Consider the following 19,759-nt stretch of genomic DNA (forward strand, 5'->3'; position numbering starts at 1 on the left):
CGGGTTGTGACACAGGCACGCCCTTGATATACTTTTTATATCTGCTATACTTTTTATATCAAGTTTTTTGATCCCTTTGGAGGTGGTTTTTATTAAGATTTGCCCATATTTAGAATACTCATTCCAAATACTAGGTAAAAAGTGGAACGGGTTAATCATTCACTATTTGTCCCTTTGTGAGAACAACTCAACCAGTTTTACAGAAATGGTTCAAGAAATTTCTAACATTACGCCCAGAGTCTTATCCATGAGGTTAACTGAACTCATAGAGTATGGTCTAGTGAAGAAAGAAGTGATCGATTCACCCACCGTAACGATTTCATATAAATTAACCGAAAAAGGGCAAGCACTTGTTTCTGCCATACAGCCTATCCAGAAATGGGGAATTGAATATAAAGATAAGGTTTAATTAAAAAACAGGAGTGATCAAAATGAATAGCAAAAATAATATGATGTGCGATTTGGAAACAGGGGTTTGTGGAAGTGCAGGAGACGAGGAAATGGAAATGATTGACTTTAATCAATCAAAAAAAAACGATTAATCTTTATTATGTTACCGACCCAATCTGCTCCCACTGTTGGGCACAAGAGCCAGTGCTCCGTCGTTTTGAAGAGCAGTATGGCGATAACTTTACCTTCCATACGGTTATGGGAGGATTATTAGAAAAATGGGGCGATGGACCTGTCGACCCAGCAAACGGAATCGCAAAACCGTCTGATGTTGCTGGACATTGGAGAGAAGTTGGTGAATATACGCGCATGCCAATTGATGGCACACTTTGGTATGACAACCCAATTCACTCATCCTATCCCCCCTCTATTGTATTCAAAGTCATTCAAAAGCAAAATGATGCGTTGGCTCGTGTGTTTTTACGCCGTGTGAGAGAAGCGGTTTTCGCATTCAATCAAAATATTGCAGAAAAATCGGTTTTAGTTGAAATCGTGAATAATCTTGGACTTGATGGAGAAGCAATTGTAAAAGAAGCGGAGCTGCCAAGCGGACAGCAATTATTAAATGAAGATTTCGTGCTAGCTGCCAAATTAGGTGCCAGAGGGTTTCCAATGATTGTCATGATAAATGAAGAAAATAAAGGTGTGAAGATTGTTGGTGCTCGCCCATTAGAATACTATGTTGCAGGGCTAAAACAAGTACTAGATTCAGAGACTCTCCAAGTTAAACAACAACCAGCACTTTCTAGCCTGCTTGAAAAAGAAAAGCTTTTATTTTCGAAAGAGATTGAGGTAATGTACGATCTTGAAAAAACAGAAATTAACGCTTTTGCTGAAAAAGAACTTTCATCAACCAGTTATCAAGTAAGGGAAATTCTAGGTGAAACCTATTTTGTGAAGAAATAATCACGAAAACAGTAACGGGTTCCCTTCCCTATCGCTAACATTAAAAATGGAACCAAAAATGACTATCAAATTGCAAACTAATTTGATAGTCATTTTTTATTGGTATATCAAGCTTTTTACAGAATAAGTGCTTAAATCTGTACAAATGATAATGATTACTTATACATAAAAAACACAATTGGTACTTTTTGCATGTGCCTTTTGTCATTTTTATAGTCTATTGTATCTGCTCTGGTTTTCCAAAATAGCTAAACTAATTAGCTTCACTTTTATTTCTTTGCTTAATGAAAGCCATTCGGGTTTAAGGATTTTCATTTTACATTCCCCCATTAGAGTATTGTTCAGTTTCAAGAAGTTTTTAAACAACTTATTTTGTAACAATATTCATCTGAGATGCAATTGTTTAATCGGACTCCTTTGATTCATCGGCGCTCTCCTCTGCTGGAATAACAGGAGCCTCCAGCGCAGGGGAATCAATATACTCTATAACTTTTACCTTTGGCGGCTCTGGCCGACTTTTACCATACAGACGTACGTAGATTTCTTCAATTTCCTCTCCTGTCAAATCGCCCCGCTTCAGCAATTCTTCTGCAATGGAATGGACAAAGTCGGCGTTTTCATTTACTAGCTTCTTTACTTGAAGCATTTGGTCTTTTAACAACACGTTGATTTTTGGACGGAGCGCTCTAAGTCCATCGATTCGAGAGCCTATCGCCAGCCAGCTGAACAGCTCATCTCCCATACCTACCATTCCAAGGTAGGCGCCAGCTAACAGCGTAGCATGCTGCAGGTCGGAGGTGACACCGTTTAATTTCTTGAAGAGGAACTCTTCTTCCACCGCCCGTGCTGCCAGACACACCTGGATTTCTGCTAGGATTTCGCTATCGCTTCTATTATACCGCTCCTCTGTCGGCTTGGTGGCTGCAAGACCTAGCGCACTGCCCCTTCGGATAATTGTTACCTTCCAAACCCGTTCGTGCGGCTTCAATAGATACTGAGCGACTGCATGGCCGGCCTCATGGTAGGCGACATTACGCTTCTCATCTTCCATCATAGAGCTCAGAGGCTGCTTTAGTCCCCACTCATAAGTCTCCATGGCGGCCCGGAAGTCCTCGTAGCTTGCTAACTGTGCACCATGTTGGTGTGCAATTACAACAGACTCATTAACGATGTGTTTTATTTGTGCTGGGCTATAACCAATCGTATCAAGTGCAGCCTTCTCAGGTGTAAGAGTAGCGTCCCTTTTTACCTTTTCGAGGTAGTAGTTGAATACGTCCACCCTTCCATCATAATCTGGGGAATCGACCCAAAGCTTCCGATCAAATCTGCCGGGGCGGAGCAGCGCCTGATCGAGTACATCGGGCAGATTGGTTGCTCCGATTGTCAGCACTGCAGGTCGTTCTGCTTTTTTGCGTCGCAACCCAAGTGAACGTAGCAATTTGGCAATCTTGGAATTATCAATGTTTGGCGGATCCATCTGCAGAAGCAGCTCATTTAGCAGGCCCGAACCCATGCCCGCCATGCCGAGCATCCCACCCATACCACCACCACCGCCTCCAGCTGAACGACTCATTCCGATTGCATCGATTTCGTCGATAAAGATAATGCAGGAGCCGTATACTTTCGCAAGCTTCCTCGCCTTCCTATAGAGGCCCATCACCTTCAGGTTGCCGACGCCGAAGAACATATTTTGAAAACTAGGAGCCGATGCGTAAGCAAAAGGAACCTGCGCTTCGTTCGCAATTACCTGTGCCAAATAGGACTTTCCAGTGCCAGGGGGCCCACATAACATCAACCCTCGTATCGCCTCACCACCCATGTCCTTAAACTCCTTGACGCCCTTTAGCAAAACGACAATCCGCTTGGCATTATCAACGATTTCGGGATTTCCGCGGTAATCATCCCAAGTCGAACCAGTCTCGCCAGGCAGAATCCAGTAAGTTCGTCCCCGTGCCAAGAACCAGAAAAGTGCAACAAACTGGATAATCATAAACAACATTGCAAAGAGCAACTGCAGCAAATAACTAACAATAGTCAACGCTACCTGCCAATAGGCCGGCCCTCCCCTTAAGAGAATCATTCCCAAGAAAAAGATGGCCGCAAGCCAGAGAAGGGATTTACGCCACTTGACCCATTGATATTTCCTCATAGCTTCACTACCTTTCGGAATATTCAGAATATTATATGAGGAATTTGCCCTAAAAGTGCCTAGAAAGGTGTCAGGCACCTAAAAAAGTCAATTGTCCATCATATACGGACACCTTTAATTATGTTTAAAGCGAATAACTTGATTATCATACTGATATTTATTCGTTGTCTAATCAGGTCATACCTTATTTATGTGAACGATTTTAAGATTTTTTTCTGTAGAAGTGTTGTTAATAATTTCCATATCTCTATTAAAAATGTTCTTTAAATCAAGGCACATCTTCCCTTCAAAGGCATAGATAGATTTATCTATGCCTTTGAACAAAATATTACTTAGAAACAATGAAAAAGCCCTCCATGTAGGAAGGCTTCACCTTGCTTATTTAATTAATTTATTTTTAATGTCCAATAAATATTTGAGTACAACTGCTATACCGCTTATGAAATAGAATGTTATCAGAATCCACCCTGTTGGATCTATTGAAAACATGGATATTAGAATGTTCAACGGCAAAACAATATATACGATATCTTTTAAATAATCTAAAACAAATGTGGGATCGAACTTGCCTGCCCAAAAAGATTGGAAGAATGCAATAAGAAAATTAAGAATCATTAGTCCATATACAGCCCACATTGTGTAGAGCATCCAGTCTGAAAGTGTAAAGCCCATTTATCATCACCACCTTACATTATACTATGCTAGTAATAATGTAAGGTGAAGACGACAACGAGTTAAATTAACAAAATTTTCAGAAATAAGAAATTAAATAAAAAAAGGGTTTTTGGATATAGGGACAGACAGCTGGAAAAGACATTCCGGACAAATATTTTTTCTATGTTCCATTTAACAAAATCCGCGTTGCCTCACCTTAAGCAAGGAAGTGTGATTATTAATACAACATCTATCACTGCCTATCAAGGACATCCAAAGCTGCTTGACTATTCTTCTACTAAAGGTGCAATTACAACCTTTACACGGTCTCTTGCCCATCAGCTTGCCGAAAAAGGAATCAGGGTAAATGGAGTCGCTCCAGGACCTATTTGGACACCACTTATCCCTTCTACTTTTACCGCGGAAGAAGTAAGTAAATTTGGACAGGATACACTGATGAAGCGCCCTGGACAACCTGAAGAGGTTGCTCCTGCGTATGTCTACCTTGCATCAAATTCAGATTCATCCTATGTTTCTGGACAAATTCTGCATATAAATGGTGGAAAAGTCGTTAATGGGTAGGTAGATACATTAAAAAGGTATTCGCAATTCATCCACTCCCAGAATTAGGACTGAAACATAAAGATAGCCCATTTCCAAGCATATATTTTAAAAGTTTAGGACGGTTCTTTCCATCTAAACAGTAATTACCATCCTATCCATAAACCATAAAAAGAGAAAAATAATATACATTATTAATACAATTTGTCCACACCTCCCAATTTACTCCTACATTTAATGTAGAAAGGGAGGTGAAATTTTATGAGTATAGAGGACGTTATTTCAATTGGAGCAAATTGTATTGTACAAATCAGAAATCGCTTTTTTCTTTTAGTAGAAATCGAAGTAGAAGCAGGTAATGTTGCATTCGAGGAATTCGTGTTTATTCGTATATCACGACAAGAGGCTAGGACATTGTTGGCTGCAGGAGTCCATCGTTGTGAAATTACAACTCGCATTCCAAGATCGGATGATGTAGAAGTAGAATTTATTTGTATCTTGATTGTAGATGGAGAGGCATTTGCAGTGTTTGATGTAGAAAACGACACGGACGAAGCAGTTCTTGTCGAAATCCCATTAGCAGCAGCACGTCGATTAATCCGCAGAGGTGCAAGGGAATGTACTGTCATTGACAGATTGCGAGATTAATATCTTTAAAAAGAATTAATAGATAACACAAGAGGGCTATTTACGCGAATAGTCCTTTTGTTTTTTATAATTAAAAATAAAAGGATCATTATATTTTTCTAAATCGTATCCACACATAAATATTTTAGATGATGATGGGTAATTTATTATAGTCTGAATGTTATTAAGGTACATTTATAGGAGGAAATAAATGAGACTCAGAATACTTTATAAATTGTCGATGGTCGTTTTGGTTACAGCATCTATTTTAATAGGAGCCTTTTATCCTAATACGAAAGCGATGAGTGTGGAAGCAGCAAGAATCCCATGGAATAATCAAAAGGCAGATCTTGTGATTAAGAATGGGCACATCTTAACGATGAATGCGAAAAAGGATGCCTTTGTCAAAGGGACAGTTGTAATAAAGGATAAGAAAATCATTGCAATTGGCGATGAAAATTTGGAAAAACAATATAAAGCCTCTAAAGTCATTAATGCCAATGGTAATATTGTGATGCCGGGAATGATAAATACTCATAATCATGTTCCAATGGTTGCGTTTAGAAGTATTGGTGAAGAAGGAGTAGGCAATCGGTTATTTGATGTGTTTTTTCCACTAGAAGGAAAATTACTTTCAAGGGACCTTATTTATAAAGCATCCATTCATGGCGTCATAGAAATGGCAATGGGCGGAGTTACGACATATGCAGATATGTATTACCACGAAGATGAAGTAGCAAAAGCGACAGAAAAGATTGGCATTAGAGGAGTTCTTGGAGAAACGGTTATTAGCTTTCCAACAGTCGATGCTCCTGAACCATATGGCGGACTAAAATATGCAGAGGACTTTATTAAACAATATAAGAATCATGAACTAATTACGCCATCTGTGGTGGCCCATGCTCCCTACACAGTTAGCCCTGAGATGATTAAGGCATCGAAAGATTTAGCTAAAAAATATCAGGTACCATTTGCGATTCATGCGGCAGAGTTTGCTGATGAAGCACAAAGAGTAGAAACCAAGTTTGGTCAGAAGTATCCTTCCGTCATAAAATACTTGGATTCTTTAGGAATATTAGATGAAAATACAATGCTTGCACATGCCATCCATATTGATGATGAGGACATTAACATCATTAAACAAAGAGGAGCCACAATTGCCCATAATCCAATAGCGAATACAAAAGGGGCAACCGGTGTGGCACCAGCTATTAAGATTGATAAAGCAGGGATTAAAATGGGATTGGGTACAGATGGGCCAATGAGCTCGAACACCATGGATGTATTCGGAACAGCCGGTTATGCGGCAAGAATTCACAAATTGGTCAACAAAGATCAAAGCGTAATGCCGCCAAGTAAGGTTGTCGAACTTGCCACAATTGGTGGAGCAAAAGCTCTAGGGCTGGATAAAAAAATCGGCTCATTAGAAGTTGGGAAATATGCAGATATTATTATTGTAGACACTCATGCGCCTAATACCTTTCCAACCTTTGATCCATATGCAACGTTAGCGTATGCAGCAGGACCGCAAAATGTAATCGATGTGATCGTTAATGGGAAATTGATTGTAGAAAACAAAAAGCTTAAAACCTATGATTACAAGAAAGATCTGAAGGATATGGAAGGAATCTTTAAACAAGTAGCAGAAGTAGAGAAAACTCTTCCCTATCATCAACAAAAACCAACGAGTGAATGATGTATTCAACACAAAAACCGAAGCTTGAGGGATTATCCTCAAGCTTTTAATCATTTTTACTGTATGTTGGTTTTTTGTAATGGTCTGTCCCTCTTCTTGCATAAAGATATACAAAGGGGGGGATTTTTATTTTATATCCAAATAAACTTATTAGAATTACTGTTGCTTATGTTTTTATTACCTCAGCACTTATGAAATTAATGGGTACCGAAGTAGCGAATCATTTTCTTGGATTAGGACTGCCATATCCCCACATGATGTTAAAGATTATTATTTTTCTAGAAATAGTTTGCGGAATTTTACTATTGGTTAATAAAGCTGTTAAAAATGCAGTGGTACCTTTAATTGGTATTATGATCGCAGCCATTCTATTAACAAAGGTTCCTTTACTGCACACTGGCTTCCTTCCATTCGCTTTTGGTGCCCGTTTAGACATTGTTATGTTAGTTTTGCTTGTTTATCTATACAAGGCCAACTAAGATTTGCCTGTTTTTTGAGGTGCAGTTCCAAACGTTTGTAAGGATTTAATTTAGCTAAACGATACTTCAGAAGTCTAGTGAACAAAAAAGGATAGAAAAGGAATCACGTATTCCCGCTTCCTACCCCTTTAAAAATAATTCCATTTTCTACTTCATTACTTAACTAATTTTAAGATGTTTTACTATCTTCATACGAGACTGGTACCTGGGACGGTTCCTTCAATTTTCTTTTCATCATTACATAATAGAGTACTGATGGAACCACCAATCCTAATATCCAAGCTATGTCGGCTCCTCCCATTGCTTTCGCACCAGGTCCTACATAGAAAGAGGTGTTCATGAATGGAACTTCGGCGATAATTGAAACGAGGAACGATATAGCAGTAATTTTGTTTACTTTTCCATATTTTCCATTTAAATCAAAAATATCTTTTATACTATACTCCCCGTGACGCAGGACATAAAAATCAATGAGGTTAATAGCTGTCCATGGAATTAAAAAGTAACTAATAAATAAGATAAAGTTGATAAAATTGGACAAGAAATTTCCCTGACCCCAAATGGCCAGTAAAGTTCCAACTGTTCCAATTCCAAAGATAAAGAACATTCTTACTTTTGGGGTTACTTTTATTTTTGAAAAAGGCTCAACAGTAGATATGGTTGACATAAAGGCGCCATATAAATTAAAAACATTGATGGAGAACTGACCTAGGATGATCACAGCAATTAAAAGAAACGAAAAACTTCCAAACTGATTAGCGAGATTCGTGCCGGAATTACTTAGGAAATTCGGAATGGCCGTAGTCAATAAAACTCCTAAAATCATCATCCAAACAGTGCCTAAAACAGTCCCTGCATACGTATACCAAAACGTTTTTGAGTAATTCGTATCAATTGGCAAATACCTTGAATAGTCAGCGACATAGGGTGCAAATGAGATCTGCCAGGTTGCTACCACACTAACACTTAACATAAAGATTGGTAGATTGAACTCAGCTGGAGACCAGCTTCCTGACGGAACGGGTAATTGGAAGACAATAAACGTTGCAGCTATGAATACAAGAAAGAACACCCATGTCAAATACTTTTGCATCTTATGAATAAGATCATGGCCAATCATTGTCACGATAAAGGTGATGATATTAAGAACAATGATACTCAAAGTTAAATTAAGGTCTAAGGCACTGCTCAATACTTGTGCACCTAACAAACCACTGCTTGCAAAAAAACCCAAATACATGAAAATAACTAGAATTAAGGGAATCACGGCTCCAATAACACCAAATTGTGCACGGCTTTGAATCATTTGGGGGATACCGAGTTTAGGTCCTTGAGCAGAATGTGAAGCCATAAAAATTGCTCCTATTAAATTACCAACAATAATAGCTACAACACTCCAAAAAAGATTCAAGCCAAAAGTGACACATAATGCTCCTGTCACAAGTGTGGTAATATGCATATTTGCAGCAAACCAAACTGCAAACAATCCTCTTGGTTTTCCATGACGTTCATTGGCTGGAATATACTCAATACTTCTTGTCTCAATTTTCATAGATCTGCCCCCTGAAATATATTATTTTGGTGACTTATCTTAGGAGTGAACTTCTTCCTTATTCAACTTGCGTTCATCTATGTTTTCTTTTTCCTTTAAAACAAAGCTGAGTAAATCCAATGCAAGCCGTGCACCTACTTGACCGGTCATTCCAGCTGGGTCATATGGCGGTGCTACTTCGACCAAATCAAAGCCAATCACTTTTCCTCTTTTAGCTATTCCTTCAAGCAATTCATTTACTTCATCGTAAATAAATCCTCCTGGTGAAGGGGTACCTGTTCCGGGTGCTACTGAAGGATCCAAACCATCAATATCTAGGGTAATATAGTATTTTTCTCCTTCTGGAAGTAGTTCTATCACCCTTTCAATTCCCATTTTCCTAATTTGGCGCGGTGATAAAATAACACTTCCATATTCTCGTGCTGCATCCACATCTTCCTTCAAACTGCTGGAAATTCCTCGAATTCCAAATTGGAAAATTTTCTGAACATGGTCCATTTCAGATAAACGACGGATACAGCTTCCATGCCCATACCTTTGCCCTGAACGATGATCCGCCCAATCCAAATGTGCATCGATTTGAATAACATGAAAAGGCCCTAACTCTTCTAAAGCTTTACCAACTGGAATGGTAATGGAATGATCTCCGCCTAATACAACCGGCATCGCTCCTTTTGAAACAATCTTTCTAATGGCTTCTTCTGTGTTTTCATGAGATTGCATCATATCTCCATGAACCATGTCCACATCGCCGCAATCTACTACTTTCCATCTTGGCCCCAAATACGTAATATCTTTTTCAATATCGTAAGCACCATTTAATCCAAAACTGTAAAGTGTAGATCCTTCACGAATCCCCCTTGGACCCATTCTTGCTCCAGATTTCCATTGAGTACCCATATCATTTGGAACTCCAATAACGGCTACATCCGCATCTAGTTGATTAATATCTGAACAAACAGGATATTTTCCAAAAGTGCAGATACCAGTAAAAGGTAAATTCAAAAACTGCTTTTCATCTTGATTTGACATAAAATAGCCTCCTTTAAGTTTCTATTCTTAAAGATTGCAATTTTCATGCCAACTAATAAAGACAGTGTTTAAGAGAACGTTATAGTCAAAAATGACTACCTTTGCTCAACATATTTTAGTATTTTCCGATTGGCAGTCGATTGGCTGATTCCCAATATTTCTGCAAGTTTAATGCTACTGGGATATTTATGATACATTCGCACAATATACTCCTTTTCAAGTGTTTCTATATAATCATTTAAGGGAATTTCTTTCGTTGACTGGGTGAAGGAATCCTTTTTTGTTTCCTCTTCTCCCCAATCAAGGTCTATTTCGTTCCCACTAGATGTGATCATTTTCTTTTCAATATAGTTTCGTAATTCTCTGACATTTCCCGGCCAATTTTGCTGGCTTAGCCAAGCAGCCATTGTTGGGGTAAAATATGTATTCAATTGATATTTACGATTCAATTGTTCAGTAATCTCGTAAATTAATGGAATGATTTCTTCCTTTCGTTCCCTTAGCGGTGGAATCTCTACTTTTACGACATTGATTCGGTAATAGAGATCTTCTCTAAATTTCCTTTCTTTGATCATCTTTTCTAAGTTTTGATTTGTAGCACAAATAATTCTGCAATTTACCTCAATTTTTTTTGTTCCTCCAATTCTCATTAGGGTTTGATTTTGCAAAACCGACAATAATTTTACTTGTAGATTCAATGGCAGTTCACCAATTTCATCTAGAAAAAGAGTTCCCTTTCCTGCTATTTCAAAGTACCCCTTCTTACCCCCTTTTTTAGACCCGGTAAAAGCTCCCTCCTCGTAACCGAAAAGCTCTGATTCAAATAAAGATTCAGGTATTGCACCACAGTTTACATCAATGAAGGGTTCAGCCTTTCTTGATGACATTTGATGAATTTTATAAGCAATATGGTTTTTACCAACCCCCGACTCACCCTCGAGTAATACGGTAACGTTTATATCTGCTACCTTTGACACAACTTCAAATACTTTTTCCATTTTTCCATTACTTATAAAGAATTGTTGAGTCGCCTGTTTTCGTAATTTTTCATTTTCTTCTTGAAATTTTAGTAATGCTTTTGCTACTTTCTCATTTTCTTTTCTTAAGGACTCAAATTCGGTTATATCTCTTGAAAAACTCGTAGCACCTATTAATATTCCTGATTGATCATAAACCGGATATCCGGAGATGATTAGTTTTCTATTATGATTTGTTTCTTGAATTAGCGTTATTTCCTTGTTAGTTCTTAGCACGCTAGCAATGACAGAGGGAGAAAAAAGTCCTTGTTTTTCAAGTTCGAAAATATTATGATTAACGATTTGCTCACACGGAATACCAAATACAGTTTCCGTAGATTGACTTGCAAATAAAACCAATCCCGTTGCATCCGCAATAAAGATTTCATCAAAAGAATGTTCTAAAATATGGTTTAAAAGTATCGAATCATCCCAGCTATTATTCATTTTCATCACCTAGTCATTTTTGATTTAATCATAATCAAAAGTGACTAATAATTCAAACTATTTTAAATCTTTTTATTTCGTTTATATCAATATTAAAATGATTTGAATTTTTAATAGCAGGAATAACTGAGGTTGAAAAAATGGGGTTAGTGGACGGTTAATGGGGGGACGGTTCTTTCGGCCTTCACTAACCGAATGTTAATTAAGCTATTAAAAATGCAGTGATACCTTTAATTGGTATTTTGATCGCAGCCCTTCTTTTAACAAAGGTTCCCTTACTTCATACCGGCTTCCTTCTATTCGCTTTTGGTGCTCGTTTAGATATTTTGCTGGATAAGTGGTAAATATAAAAACAAGAGAAATACAAACTGGTGTAGTTTTGCAAAGAAAGGATTAACGAAATTGATTATAATGGAAAGAGAACAAAGCTATTTTATGGTAACTCAGAATGATCACGCCAAAATTGCAGGGGAAATCGCCCGAAACTGTAAAGATGATTATTTTTTTGATCATACACGAACCCAAGAAGTTCAACTGGCGATCCAAGAACATGACAGAGGCTGGATAGAACTGGATACTTCTCCTGTATGGAATGATAAAACGGAGATGCCGTACTCTTTTATCGACTACCCGATAGTGCTTAAAATTTCTTTTTATAAAAAGGGATTGAATGAAGTTGAAAAAATGAGCAAGTATGCTGGACTTTTATGCAGTTTACACTATTCATCATTCATCCAGGATGCTACTGAGCCCGCAGTCAGGGAATTTTGGAATGAAGAAAAGCAAAGACAAGAGCAACTTTTAAAGGGATTGCAAATAGTGGGAAACGAGAATAAGAATGAAACTTTAATGTACCACTTAGATCTGTTAAAATTTTGTGATTATCTTTCCCTGTATATTTGTTTAAATGAACCTGGAGATAATAAAAGGATACATCCCTTTTTTCGAAATGGATTTCCACAGTTATTTCCTTTTGTTACGGACAAACCCATCGATGCTCATTGGAAAAACCAAGAAACGGTTTCGCTCTCCTTCTCCCCTCTGAAAGGTGAATTAGAAGTAAAACTGCCTTATAGGGCTGTAAGAAAAGACCAAATAGAGGAACATGGCATCTTACAGGCATACAAGGATACCCCTGTTACTATAAGGAAGATAGCGTTTAATTAGGTGAAAACCTGTGGAAAGCATTTTCCGAAAAAATGCTTTCCACCGGTAAATCGTTTATCTAAGATCTGCGTTTAGGTTTAAAGGTTTTACAACAGGTTTCGGCTGAAGTACCTGCCGTATCTATATGATTCTTTTCACCTAATTCGGAAGACATTTCTGTGTCATATCTTGCATGGTTATCTAGTTCAACCATAATTTTTTCCGCAGTACAAACATTTCCTTGTCCATAAAACGAACAGTTGGAAATCGCACAAGATACTTCAACGTTAGGCATTGTCTTACCTCCTAGTTAATGACCTGTTGCTTTATTATTTTTTGTAAAAACAATTTTTTCATTCACTGGATACAAAAAATATAAAAACAGATACTAGTAAAAATTATCACCCATTTGAATTGATCTGTTTTTATAATCAGTACATTCTATTTAACCAAGAACGTCTCTCCTACTTCATCAAATGCGAGCTTATAGTCAAACGCAAAAGGAGTGGGTCCATGCTGAATATAATAGTTGTATCTCTTGAATGCCTCCTCCCAGGATACATCCTTCACCTTCTCCGTCCACCACACCACATATGTAGGTTGTTTCTCTTGATGAGCTTCAATCCACTTGTTCCTGTCTCGTATGGCTTGCTTGTGTTGACCTGAATACGTAAAACGATATAAAGATTGAAGGCTTTTCCATACCGTTAGTGTAAGAATAGGTACACCCTCCCCTTGGATAACTTCCTCAGGGAATGGCACTCCATTAGGTGAAAACTCCTCTATAAGATGCCCTGATTTAGCAGCCTGGCGAATCACTTCGTATCCCACCTCAAAAAACTCACGAGAGGCAGGATGCTCATACGGATGTTTTAGTCTACCGACAGTATAGATCGCAACAAAAGCCATAATTATCTCTCCATTTACACTTTTTACCTACATATATTCAAGAAACTCTGGACTAATTCCTGTTGAACAAACTTACCATCATTCGTTGTTTTCCAGGATGATAATTAATCATTTGATTTAAAAAATAAGCAGTGGATATAACAGATGAAATTAAATGGGGAATTGCTAATCCTAATAAGAAAAGAAAGGTGATAATCTTAACTGTTTTTCCATGCTAATTGTTAATTACCTTTGTAAAATTTTCAAGAAAAGTGTAGTCTCCATACACCCATTGAAGGGTGGCTGCACTTTTTTTATTTCTGCAAAAATCTTCGAAACTCGAGTGGTGACCGGCACTCACTCAATAATTTTATATATACGGGCTCCAATTTCATCTCTAAGTATATTATAAAGGGTGTTAGCCTAATTACCCTCCATACAATCGAAAGGTAGTGTTTGAATGTATAATAACGCAATCCCTAATCTTAGTGATTACTCTAATGCTATTCCCCAGGCTCCAATGTCTTACGGCTATGCGACTCCTTTTCAAGGACATTGTGTTAATGTTCGTGGGTGGGGAAGTTTTATCATTATCATCGTGTTGTTTATTTTATTAATCATTATCGGTGCAATTGCTTTCTGCTTTTAATTAGGGCAAACCTAATTAAAAGCTCTTCAAAAAACAAAAAGATCTTTTCGAGTTAGATGACAAAAGCCAGGGACATGGTACGATCCCATGTCCCTTTCATGTAAGCAAAGCTTCTATGTTTAACCTATAAAAACGACTCAGCTATTTAATCTTTAATAAGATTATAAATCCCCAATTCATTAAAAACACTAAACTTTAAGATAATCCAAGAACTCCATGACAGTCCTGCTTCGTTGCACTAGTTTATCAATCGACAACTTTAATTTTTCAACAAAGTAGATATGATCCAATCCTGGAGTCAGTTCGATTAGACTTACTTTATGATCAGGGTATTCTTTACTCCCAGACATTCCATAACGGTTGGGATAGATGGCCCAAACTTCTTGAACAGGGCTCAATGTGCTTACTAACGGATAGCTGCCATCCCCAAATAAATAGGGAGAATGGAGATGAACCCCGTAACTGACCAGCTGCCGCATGACCTCGTTTTGTTGGTTATTCACAATTAACTTCTCGTTCCAGATGGAGTTTCTTGGGCGGTATTTAAAATCGAATATGATGGTACCGATGAATATTTCATTCCAATATACATCTAGACGTCCATCCGGGCAGTTATGTGTTCCTCTTGTGTACAACGGATCCTTCATGGTGGTAAGCCTGCTTTGTGATGGCAGAAGGGCTTCATATACTAAATGCATTCTTAGCTCATTTTTTCTAAATACCACTTCCGTATTTGATGAAAGTGTCGGGACCAACAGATTGTTTCCCTCTAGCGTTTGACTATATAACCATCCTTTTTCAGGAACAAACCCTAATTCTTCCTCAGCAAGAGTCTTTATGAACTGAAGATAACCCCATATTTCATAGAGCTTGTCAGTACGTTTCCACTGATAGCTATAGGATTGATGGATATGTAATTGGAATTGCTCATTTTTGAGTTCCCGATAAAGCTGGTAAAGGGCACGATATCTCGGGTCACTATTCATAACAGGTGGAATATCTGAAGCTTGGTAGGTTCCAATACTTTCAAACCACGGAGCCGTTTTAATCCACTGAATCGCTCCTCTCATCTTTCCAGCCACTTCACCTAGTTTTTTTAGTTCAGACAGTGTTCTCTCTTTTTCTACCACGGTCCGAAACGGTCCAGCATCCTTCGAATTTCTAATGCTTATTTTCGTATTTTGAACGCCTTCCATAAAACCGGTTAAGGTTTTTGAAATGGAAATAATGATCTTCTTCACGAATCGATTTTCTAGTAGATCATAGTTTATCGAGCTGTGAGGTGTCATTAAAACCTGTCTTTGATCCGGATTCCTTACACGGTGCCGAATGGTTTTTTCATCAACAAACCGTGCCTTTTCTTTTGGGACGACCTGATAATCCTTGCTAATACGATAGTTGACCTTTCGATATAAATCACTAAGCGCGGCCATGACTGAAGGAAATCGGTTGTTGATGACGATAAATTGTTCGAGCAACCCTTGTGAAATACCACCTATACTATGATTCAATCCATTTTTTCGTAAAATGACTTCACGAGCTAGTCCGCTTACTTCCTTTTCAACCTCTTGCTTCATGATTTCCCACTGTGTTTCTTCTATCTGTTTTGGTATCACCTTGACACAACTAAAATATCGTTGTCCATCATAAACAACCACTATACGATAGAGTCCAGGTATAAGGGGATAATATGCCTTCGTATGGTCAAAAAGCGTAACAGGTTTTTCCGAGGGTGATAGATAAACCTCTCGTTCTAATGGGTTAACATGAAGCATGGTTTCTGGAAGTGATTCAAGACCATCCATGAAGAACTTGGCATCGTCCTTATTTGAGCAGAAGGTTACAGTTAACCCGATATTTTCTTTGATTTCAATGTAGTTTTCTTCTCTTTTCTGGAAAATTTCAAACTCGTTGGTAAAAAAACGGTCCAAATGAATGAAATGATCTTGCTCCCCGAATTTCTGTGAAAAAATGACCTCAAATCCTTTAGAGGGTATAGCCATTTAATTTCAACTCTTTCGCCTTGTGAATTAAAACATTTCTAGTTTCATAAAACTCTGAAATCTCGTGATAACCGTCTAGGATTTCTACTAATTTACTGTCTACTATGTTCTCGGTGTGAAGATCATAGGTACCAATAAACTTTTTAAGCTGCTCTTCTGGTCCTCTTACTTTTGTAAGGATCCGTTGGACAATTTGCTTATCGAATGCCTCCGCTCTCGTAAAGTGTTGCGATTTTGGCAAGTTTTTTAGATACATGTCAATCTGGCGGACAATTCTTGGTCCGGCACCTAAATTCTTATTCACCTTTTGTAATTCCTGGTGAATCTCCCATAACAGAGCTAATTCACGATCTTGCATATGAATGTCTTTGGTGTGATTTCTATAGTTGTTGAATAATTCCAAAGAAACGGTTCTATTCTCCTTCAATATGGTAGTTCCTTTTTCCTCCTTCGATACCTTTCTAAGATTGCCAAAGTTTAAGACATTTAAGGTGATAACATTGGCGCGATCAAGAACCTTGTCCGAAAAATGGTAAGTCGACTCGTCCAAATTTACGGTACCTACAAAGATTACGTTATCTCCGATCGGGATAGCAGGTGGATATTGTGTTGAATTGGTAAGATTATTTTTGAGATCCCCATTATAAAGCTGCAGCACTCTTTGTGGTCCGGGTTCATTCTCAAGAACTGAAAGAAATTGTGAAAAGTAATGCTCAACCCTGGCAAGATTCATTTCGTCAAAACAAATAATATGAAGCATTTTACTATTTTCTTTCGCACTCATCAGAGCATTAATCAACCCAGAGTCACCGGGACGATAAACCATTTGAAGGGTATCCGCATACCCGATTAAATCTGCGTCATCTGTCCATGCCGGGCGAACAGGAATAAAGGTCATCTGGTGATTGTCAAACAAACCTAGTGCCTTCCCATATGCTAGAACAAGTTTAGATTTACCTGTCCCACTCATCCCTGCCAAAATCACGAGATTAGAAGATTTCATCGCCGTATGGAAATTAAAGAGATCCTTTTTGTCATATATTAAACCTAATTCATGTGTGACACGATCAAATTCTTTCATTAACAGTTCTTCAGTTAGTTCATGTGGTTTCTGGTCTGATTCAACCTGTTTTGTTGGGGCTGTTTCAATTGTTGCAGCTATTTGACCTTCCGCTGCCAGTAAATCAGCAAACGTCATTTCATTAGAAGCAGCAGTACGAGCCTCTGCCATTTCTAATTCTTTGGCAGCCAAAGCTTTTTCATGCTCCGTTCTTTCTTTTAGCATTTGTGCATGTAATTTGGCGATTTCTTCGTCTTTTGCTTTTAAAGCATTCGTCTGTTTTTCCAACTTCTTTTGATTTACCTCCTTTTCAGACGAAAGTTGGATTACTTTTTTCGTTAAAGAACCTACTTCATTTTTAAGTGAATGATTATCCTGCGATAATACCTTTTTTTCATCCTTCAGTTGTTTTCTCTCATTTTTAAAAGCAATCTGGGCAATCGAGTCTTTATCCTTTAACTCTTCAATCCTTTGCTCCAGTTTTTTAAGCTTCCTTTCTAGTTTTACATTTTTTTGCAACGCTTGCTTCAACTCATCCCGCAGGTGGTTTACTTGGCTTTCCTCTTCCGTACTCTCAACCTCTTCGACATTTCCTTCTCTCCTATTTTCATAGGCTTCAAGTTTATTTTCATCTCTTAATGTACGATAGATTTCACCTGCTTTTTCAATGTCCTCCTCATCCTCGCTCGACAGCAGCACACTTAATAAGATAGACGGTGCCATCTCCTCTTCAACAGCAAGAAGTAGTTCCTCCATACTTCGTCCCCGATAAGATACCATTTCCTCCTCTTCAGCAATCTCATCAAAAAAATACTTTAGCATTTTTGAATTTCGTTGATGAATCATCTCCTGTATAAGTGCTGGTCTTAAAATCTTAAATCTCTTTTGGTGGGGATTGATTTGACGAAATCCAGGTATTTTAATCCCTATATTCTGACCGATATTGGCTATTCCTTCATCGTTAAATGTTTCTAATATCCACTTCCATATTTCTTTCTCCATTTCTAATACCTCCCAGGTTTCATACTATATCCCTATACTTAGATAATACTATCTCTTCCTATTTTACTAGATTTTTCATATTTAGACCTATTTTTATGTAAATTTTTGGATACTACTGTACAATAATATTTTCATGATCCCGTTTCTCAATTGAATTGGAAAAATAAAAAAGATAAAAAAGCCAGAAACGATCCTTTATTAGGATGGTTTCTGGCCATTTATCTCTAAATCACCAATTATTTTGCAATTCATTATGTAGCTGAAATTAGTGTTTTCATATTTCTTTCCTTTAAGTTTTATCCATTAGTTTTTGATTTACTTCTGATACAAAGGAATAAAATGGACCTTTTAAATGTCTTAGGGCTATGATCATTTCTCCTTTTAGTCAATAACTCTTGCCACGTCATTACCACACTTTTGACATTTTCCTTCCAATACAATTCCATTGGAAAATTCTTTGACTGTATATCTTTCGATCTTAACAACATCACAACAAGAACTGCACCAAACATTTTGTTCTAATTTTCTACGTATATTTTCAGTAATAGAAAGCCATTGTTTATTTGCAGAAAAAGAGATCACTTCTTGATCTACTCTTTTGGGTTTTTCTTCTACTTTCTCCAATATATCGATAACTTCTTGGATTTTTGTCCTAATTTTTTTAAATTCAATCATTTGCCACGCATCCAAGATTGTGATTAATTCTTTATTGCCTGAATCTGCAATTTTCTCTAATAAAAGAAGAATCAAGCCGCGGTTCCGGTCTTTTAATGTTTCAACAAATTCATATCTTCTATTTTCAGCAGCATCAATAATCTTTTTCAATAATTCATTTGCATAGGTCTCTCGTTCAATGTCCCAGCCTTTATCGGTATAGACAAGCAATGGGAGTCTGCCATTATACTCGATGGCTAAATAATGGTGAAGAATCAGAAAGTCTATTTTTGCGAGGATCTCTTTTTGAGAAATACCTTTAAATGCCCCGTATACAGGGCTGTCGTCCAATTCTAGTTCTAATAACTTTTTATCCTTCGATCCCGCAAGAATTTTGGCAAGCATAGCTCGGCCGCCACTCATGATTAAATCATCTGCCCCACGCAGAATGGTTTTAATTTCATTGTCTGGCACAGACTTAATTCCGTTTGGATTAAGTTCATATCCCACTCGATTTCCTTTTTTACCCATTGTCATCCCTCATTTTAAATAAACTCAACCTATTACAAGTATAGCACCTTAAAAATGGGCTTAAAAACAATTATTGACATTCTTTTTCTCCACTTCCTCTTCAAGTGTCCTGTTTCGAATTGCTCCAATAATAACTTTTAACAACTCAATCAAAATTAAGTCTGAACAAATGTGCAGACCTCCAGATATATTGATGGTATACTTGTTAAATATCTAAAACTATTATGGTGATAACTTTGGTTTATTTATTGATATTG

17 protein-coding genes and 1 pseudogene are annotated in these 19,759 nt (G+C 37.6%); 8 read left to right on the plus strand and 10 right to left on the minus strand.

The window, feature by feature from the left end; all coding sequences use genetic code 11:
* Positions 1 to 82 precede the first annotated feature (82 nt).
* Positions 83 to 409: a winged helix-turn-helix transcriptional regulator gene (locus tag J7E63_RS21365; protein WP_308161988.1), complete on the plus strand. Its 327-nt coding sequence runs from the start codon at positions 83 to 85 to the stop codon at positions 407 to 409.
* Positions 410 to 431: 22 nt separating this feature from the next.
* Positions 432 to 1,356, plus strand: a pseudogene (locus J7E63_RS21370) (DsbA family protein).
* A gap of 403 nt (positions 1,357 to 1,759) precedes the next feature.
* On the opposite strand, the gene J7E63_RS21375 reads toward J7E63_RS21370, so the two are convergent.
* Together J7E63_RS21375 and J7E63_RS21380 are read right to left on the minus strand one after the other, a co-directional pair.
* The gene (locus J7E63_RS21375; protein ID WP_215016029.1) at positions 1,760 to 3,505 is read right to left on the minus strand and encodes an AAA family ATPase; all 1,746 of its coding nucleotides are present in this window, start codon (positions 3,503 to 3,505) and stop codon (positions 1,760 to 1,762) included.
* Positions 3,506 to 3,883: 378 nt separating this feature from the next.
* Positions 3,884 to 4,177 (minus strand): hypothetical protein, encoded by a 294-nt coding sequence (locus J7E63_RS21380; protein WP_168244371.1) that lies wholly within the window; start codon positions 4,175 to 4,177, stop codon positions 3,884 to 3,886.
* Positions 4,178 to 4,252: 75 nt separating this feature from the next.
* On the opposite strand from J7E63_RS21380, the gene J7E63_RS21385 reads away from it, so the two are divergent.
* From J7E63_RS21385 to J7E63_RS21400, 4 genes are all read left to right on the plus strand, one after another.
* A complete protein-coding gene (locus J7E63_RS21385; RefSeq protein ID WP_308161989.1) occupies positions 4,253 to 4,741 on the plus strand; it encodes an SDR family oxidoreductase in 489 nt (162 codons plus the stop codon).
* Positions 4,742 to 4,981: 240 nt separating this feature from the next.
* Positions 4,982 to 5,368, plus strand: coding sequence for a hypothetical protein (locus J7E63_RS21390; RefSeq protein ID WP_215016031.1), 387 nt, complete (start codon positions 4,982 to 4,984; stop codon positions 5,366 to 5,368).
* Positions 5,369 to 5,558: 190 nt separating this feature from the next.
* On the plus strand, positions 5,559 to 7,043 hold the full coding sequence (locus tag J7E63_RS21395) for an amidohydrolase (protein ID WP_215016033.1): 1,485 nt from the start codon (positions 5,559 to 5,561) through the stop codon (positions 7,041 to 7,043).
* A gap of 155 nt (positions 7,044 to 7,198) precedes the next feature.
* Entirely contained in the window at positions 7,199 to 7,522 is a 324-nt protein-coding gene (locus J7E63_RS21400; protein ID WP_308161990.1) for a DoxX family protein, read from the plus strand.
* A gap of 169 nt (positions 7,523 to 7,691) precedes the next feature.
* Here the strand turns inward: J7E63_RS21400 and J7E63_RS21405 are convergent, their stop codons facing one another.
* From J7E63_RS21405 to J7E63_RS21415, 3 genes are all read right to left on the minus strand, one after another.
* The gene (locus tag J7E63_RS21405) at positions 7,692 to 9,074 is read right to left on the minus strand and encodes a purine-cytosine permease family protein (RefSeq protein WP_215016037.1); all 1,383 of its coding nucleotides are present in this window, start codon (positions 9,072 to 9,074) and stop codon (positions 7,692 to 7,694) included.
* A 39-nt stretch (positions 9,075 to 9,113) separates the two neighbouring features.
* Positions 9,114 to 10,106, minus strand: coding sequence for an agmatinase (gene speB, locus J7E63_RS21410; protein ID WP_215016049.1), 993 nt, complete (start codon positions 10,104 to 10,106; stop codon positions 9,114 to 9,116).
* 95 nt (positions 10,107 to 10,201) lie between these two features.
* Positions 10,202 to 11,569, minus strand: a complete 1,368-nt coding sequence (locus J7E63_RS21415; RefSeq protein ID WP_215016056.1) for a sigma-54 interaction domain-containing protein — start codon at positions 11,567 to 11,569, stop codon at positions 10,202 to 10,204.
* A gap of 411 nt (positions 11,570 to 11,980) precedes the next feature.
* Here J7E63_RS21415 and J7E63_RS21420 point away from each other — a divergent pair, with 411 nt between their 5' ends.
* Positions 11,981 to 12,736 (plus strand): DUF3891 family protein, encoded by a 756-nt coding sequence (locus J7E63_RS21420; protein ID WP_215016059.1) that lies wholly within the window; start codon positions 11,981 to 11,983, stop codon positions 12,734 to 12,736.
* Positions 12,737 to 12,794: 58 nt separating this feature from the next.
* Here J7E63_RS21420 and J7E63_RS21425 read toward each other — a convergent pair whose 3' ends face one another.
* Positions 12,795 to 13,010, minus strand: coding sequence for a DUF1540 domain-containing protein (locus tag J7E63_RS21425; protein WP_215016061.1), 216 nt, complete (start codon positions 13,008 to 13,010; stop codon positions 12,795 to 12,797).
* A gap of 146 nt (positions 13,011 to 13,156) precedes the next feature.
* On the minus strand, positions 13,157 to 13,624 hold the full coding sequence (locus J7E63_RS21430; protein ID WP_215016063.1) for a DUF3291 domain-containing protein: 468 nt from the start codon (positions 13,622 to 13,624) through the stop codon (positions 13,157 to 13,159).
* Positions 13,625 to 14,123: 499 nt separating this feature from the next.
* Between J7E63_RS21430 and J7E63_RS21435 the strand changes: the two genes are divergently transcribed.
* The gene (locus tag J7E63_RS21435) at positions 14,124 to 14,252 is read left to right on the plus strand and encodes a YjcZ family sporulation protein (RefSeq protein WP_215016192.1); all 129 of its coding nucleotides are present in this window, start codon (positions 14,124 to 14,126) and stop codon (positions 14,250 to 14,252) included.
* A gap of 188 nt (positions 14,253 to 14,440) precedes the next feature.
* Here J7E63_RS21435 and J7E63_RS21440 read toward each other — a convergent pair whose 3' ends face one another.
* From J7E63_RS21440 to J7E63_RS21450, 3 genes are all read right to left on the minus strand, one after another.
* Positions 14,441 to 16,255 carry a DUF2357 domain-containing protein gene (locus J7E63_RS21440; RefSeq protein ID WP_215016074.1) on the minus strand — a complete coding sequence of 605 codons (1,815 nt, stop codon included), beginning with the start codon at positions 16,253 to 16,255 and terminating at the stop codon, positions 14,441 to 14,443.
* Positions 16,239 to 18,317, minus strand: a complete 2,079-nt coding sequence (locus tag J7E63_RS21445) for an McrB family protein (protein WP_215016085.1) — start codon at positions 18,315 to 18,317, stop codon at positions 16,239 to 16,241. The genes J7E63_RS21440 and J7E63_RS21445 overlap by 17 nt, the downstream gene beginning before the upstream one ends.
* Before the next feature lie 381 nt (positions 18,318 to 18,698).
* Positions 18,699 to 19,502 carry an RQC domain-containing protein gene (locus J7E63_RS21450; RefSeq protein ID WP_215016087.1) on the minus strand — a complete coding sequence of 268 codons (804 nt, stop codon included), beginning with the start codon at positions 19,500 to 19,502 and terminating at the stop codon, positions 18,699 to 18,701.
* Between the last annotated feature and the right edge of the window lie 257 nt (positions 19,503 to 19,759).

The organism is Bacillus sp. ISL-75, from assembly GCF_018613095.1.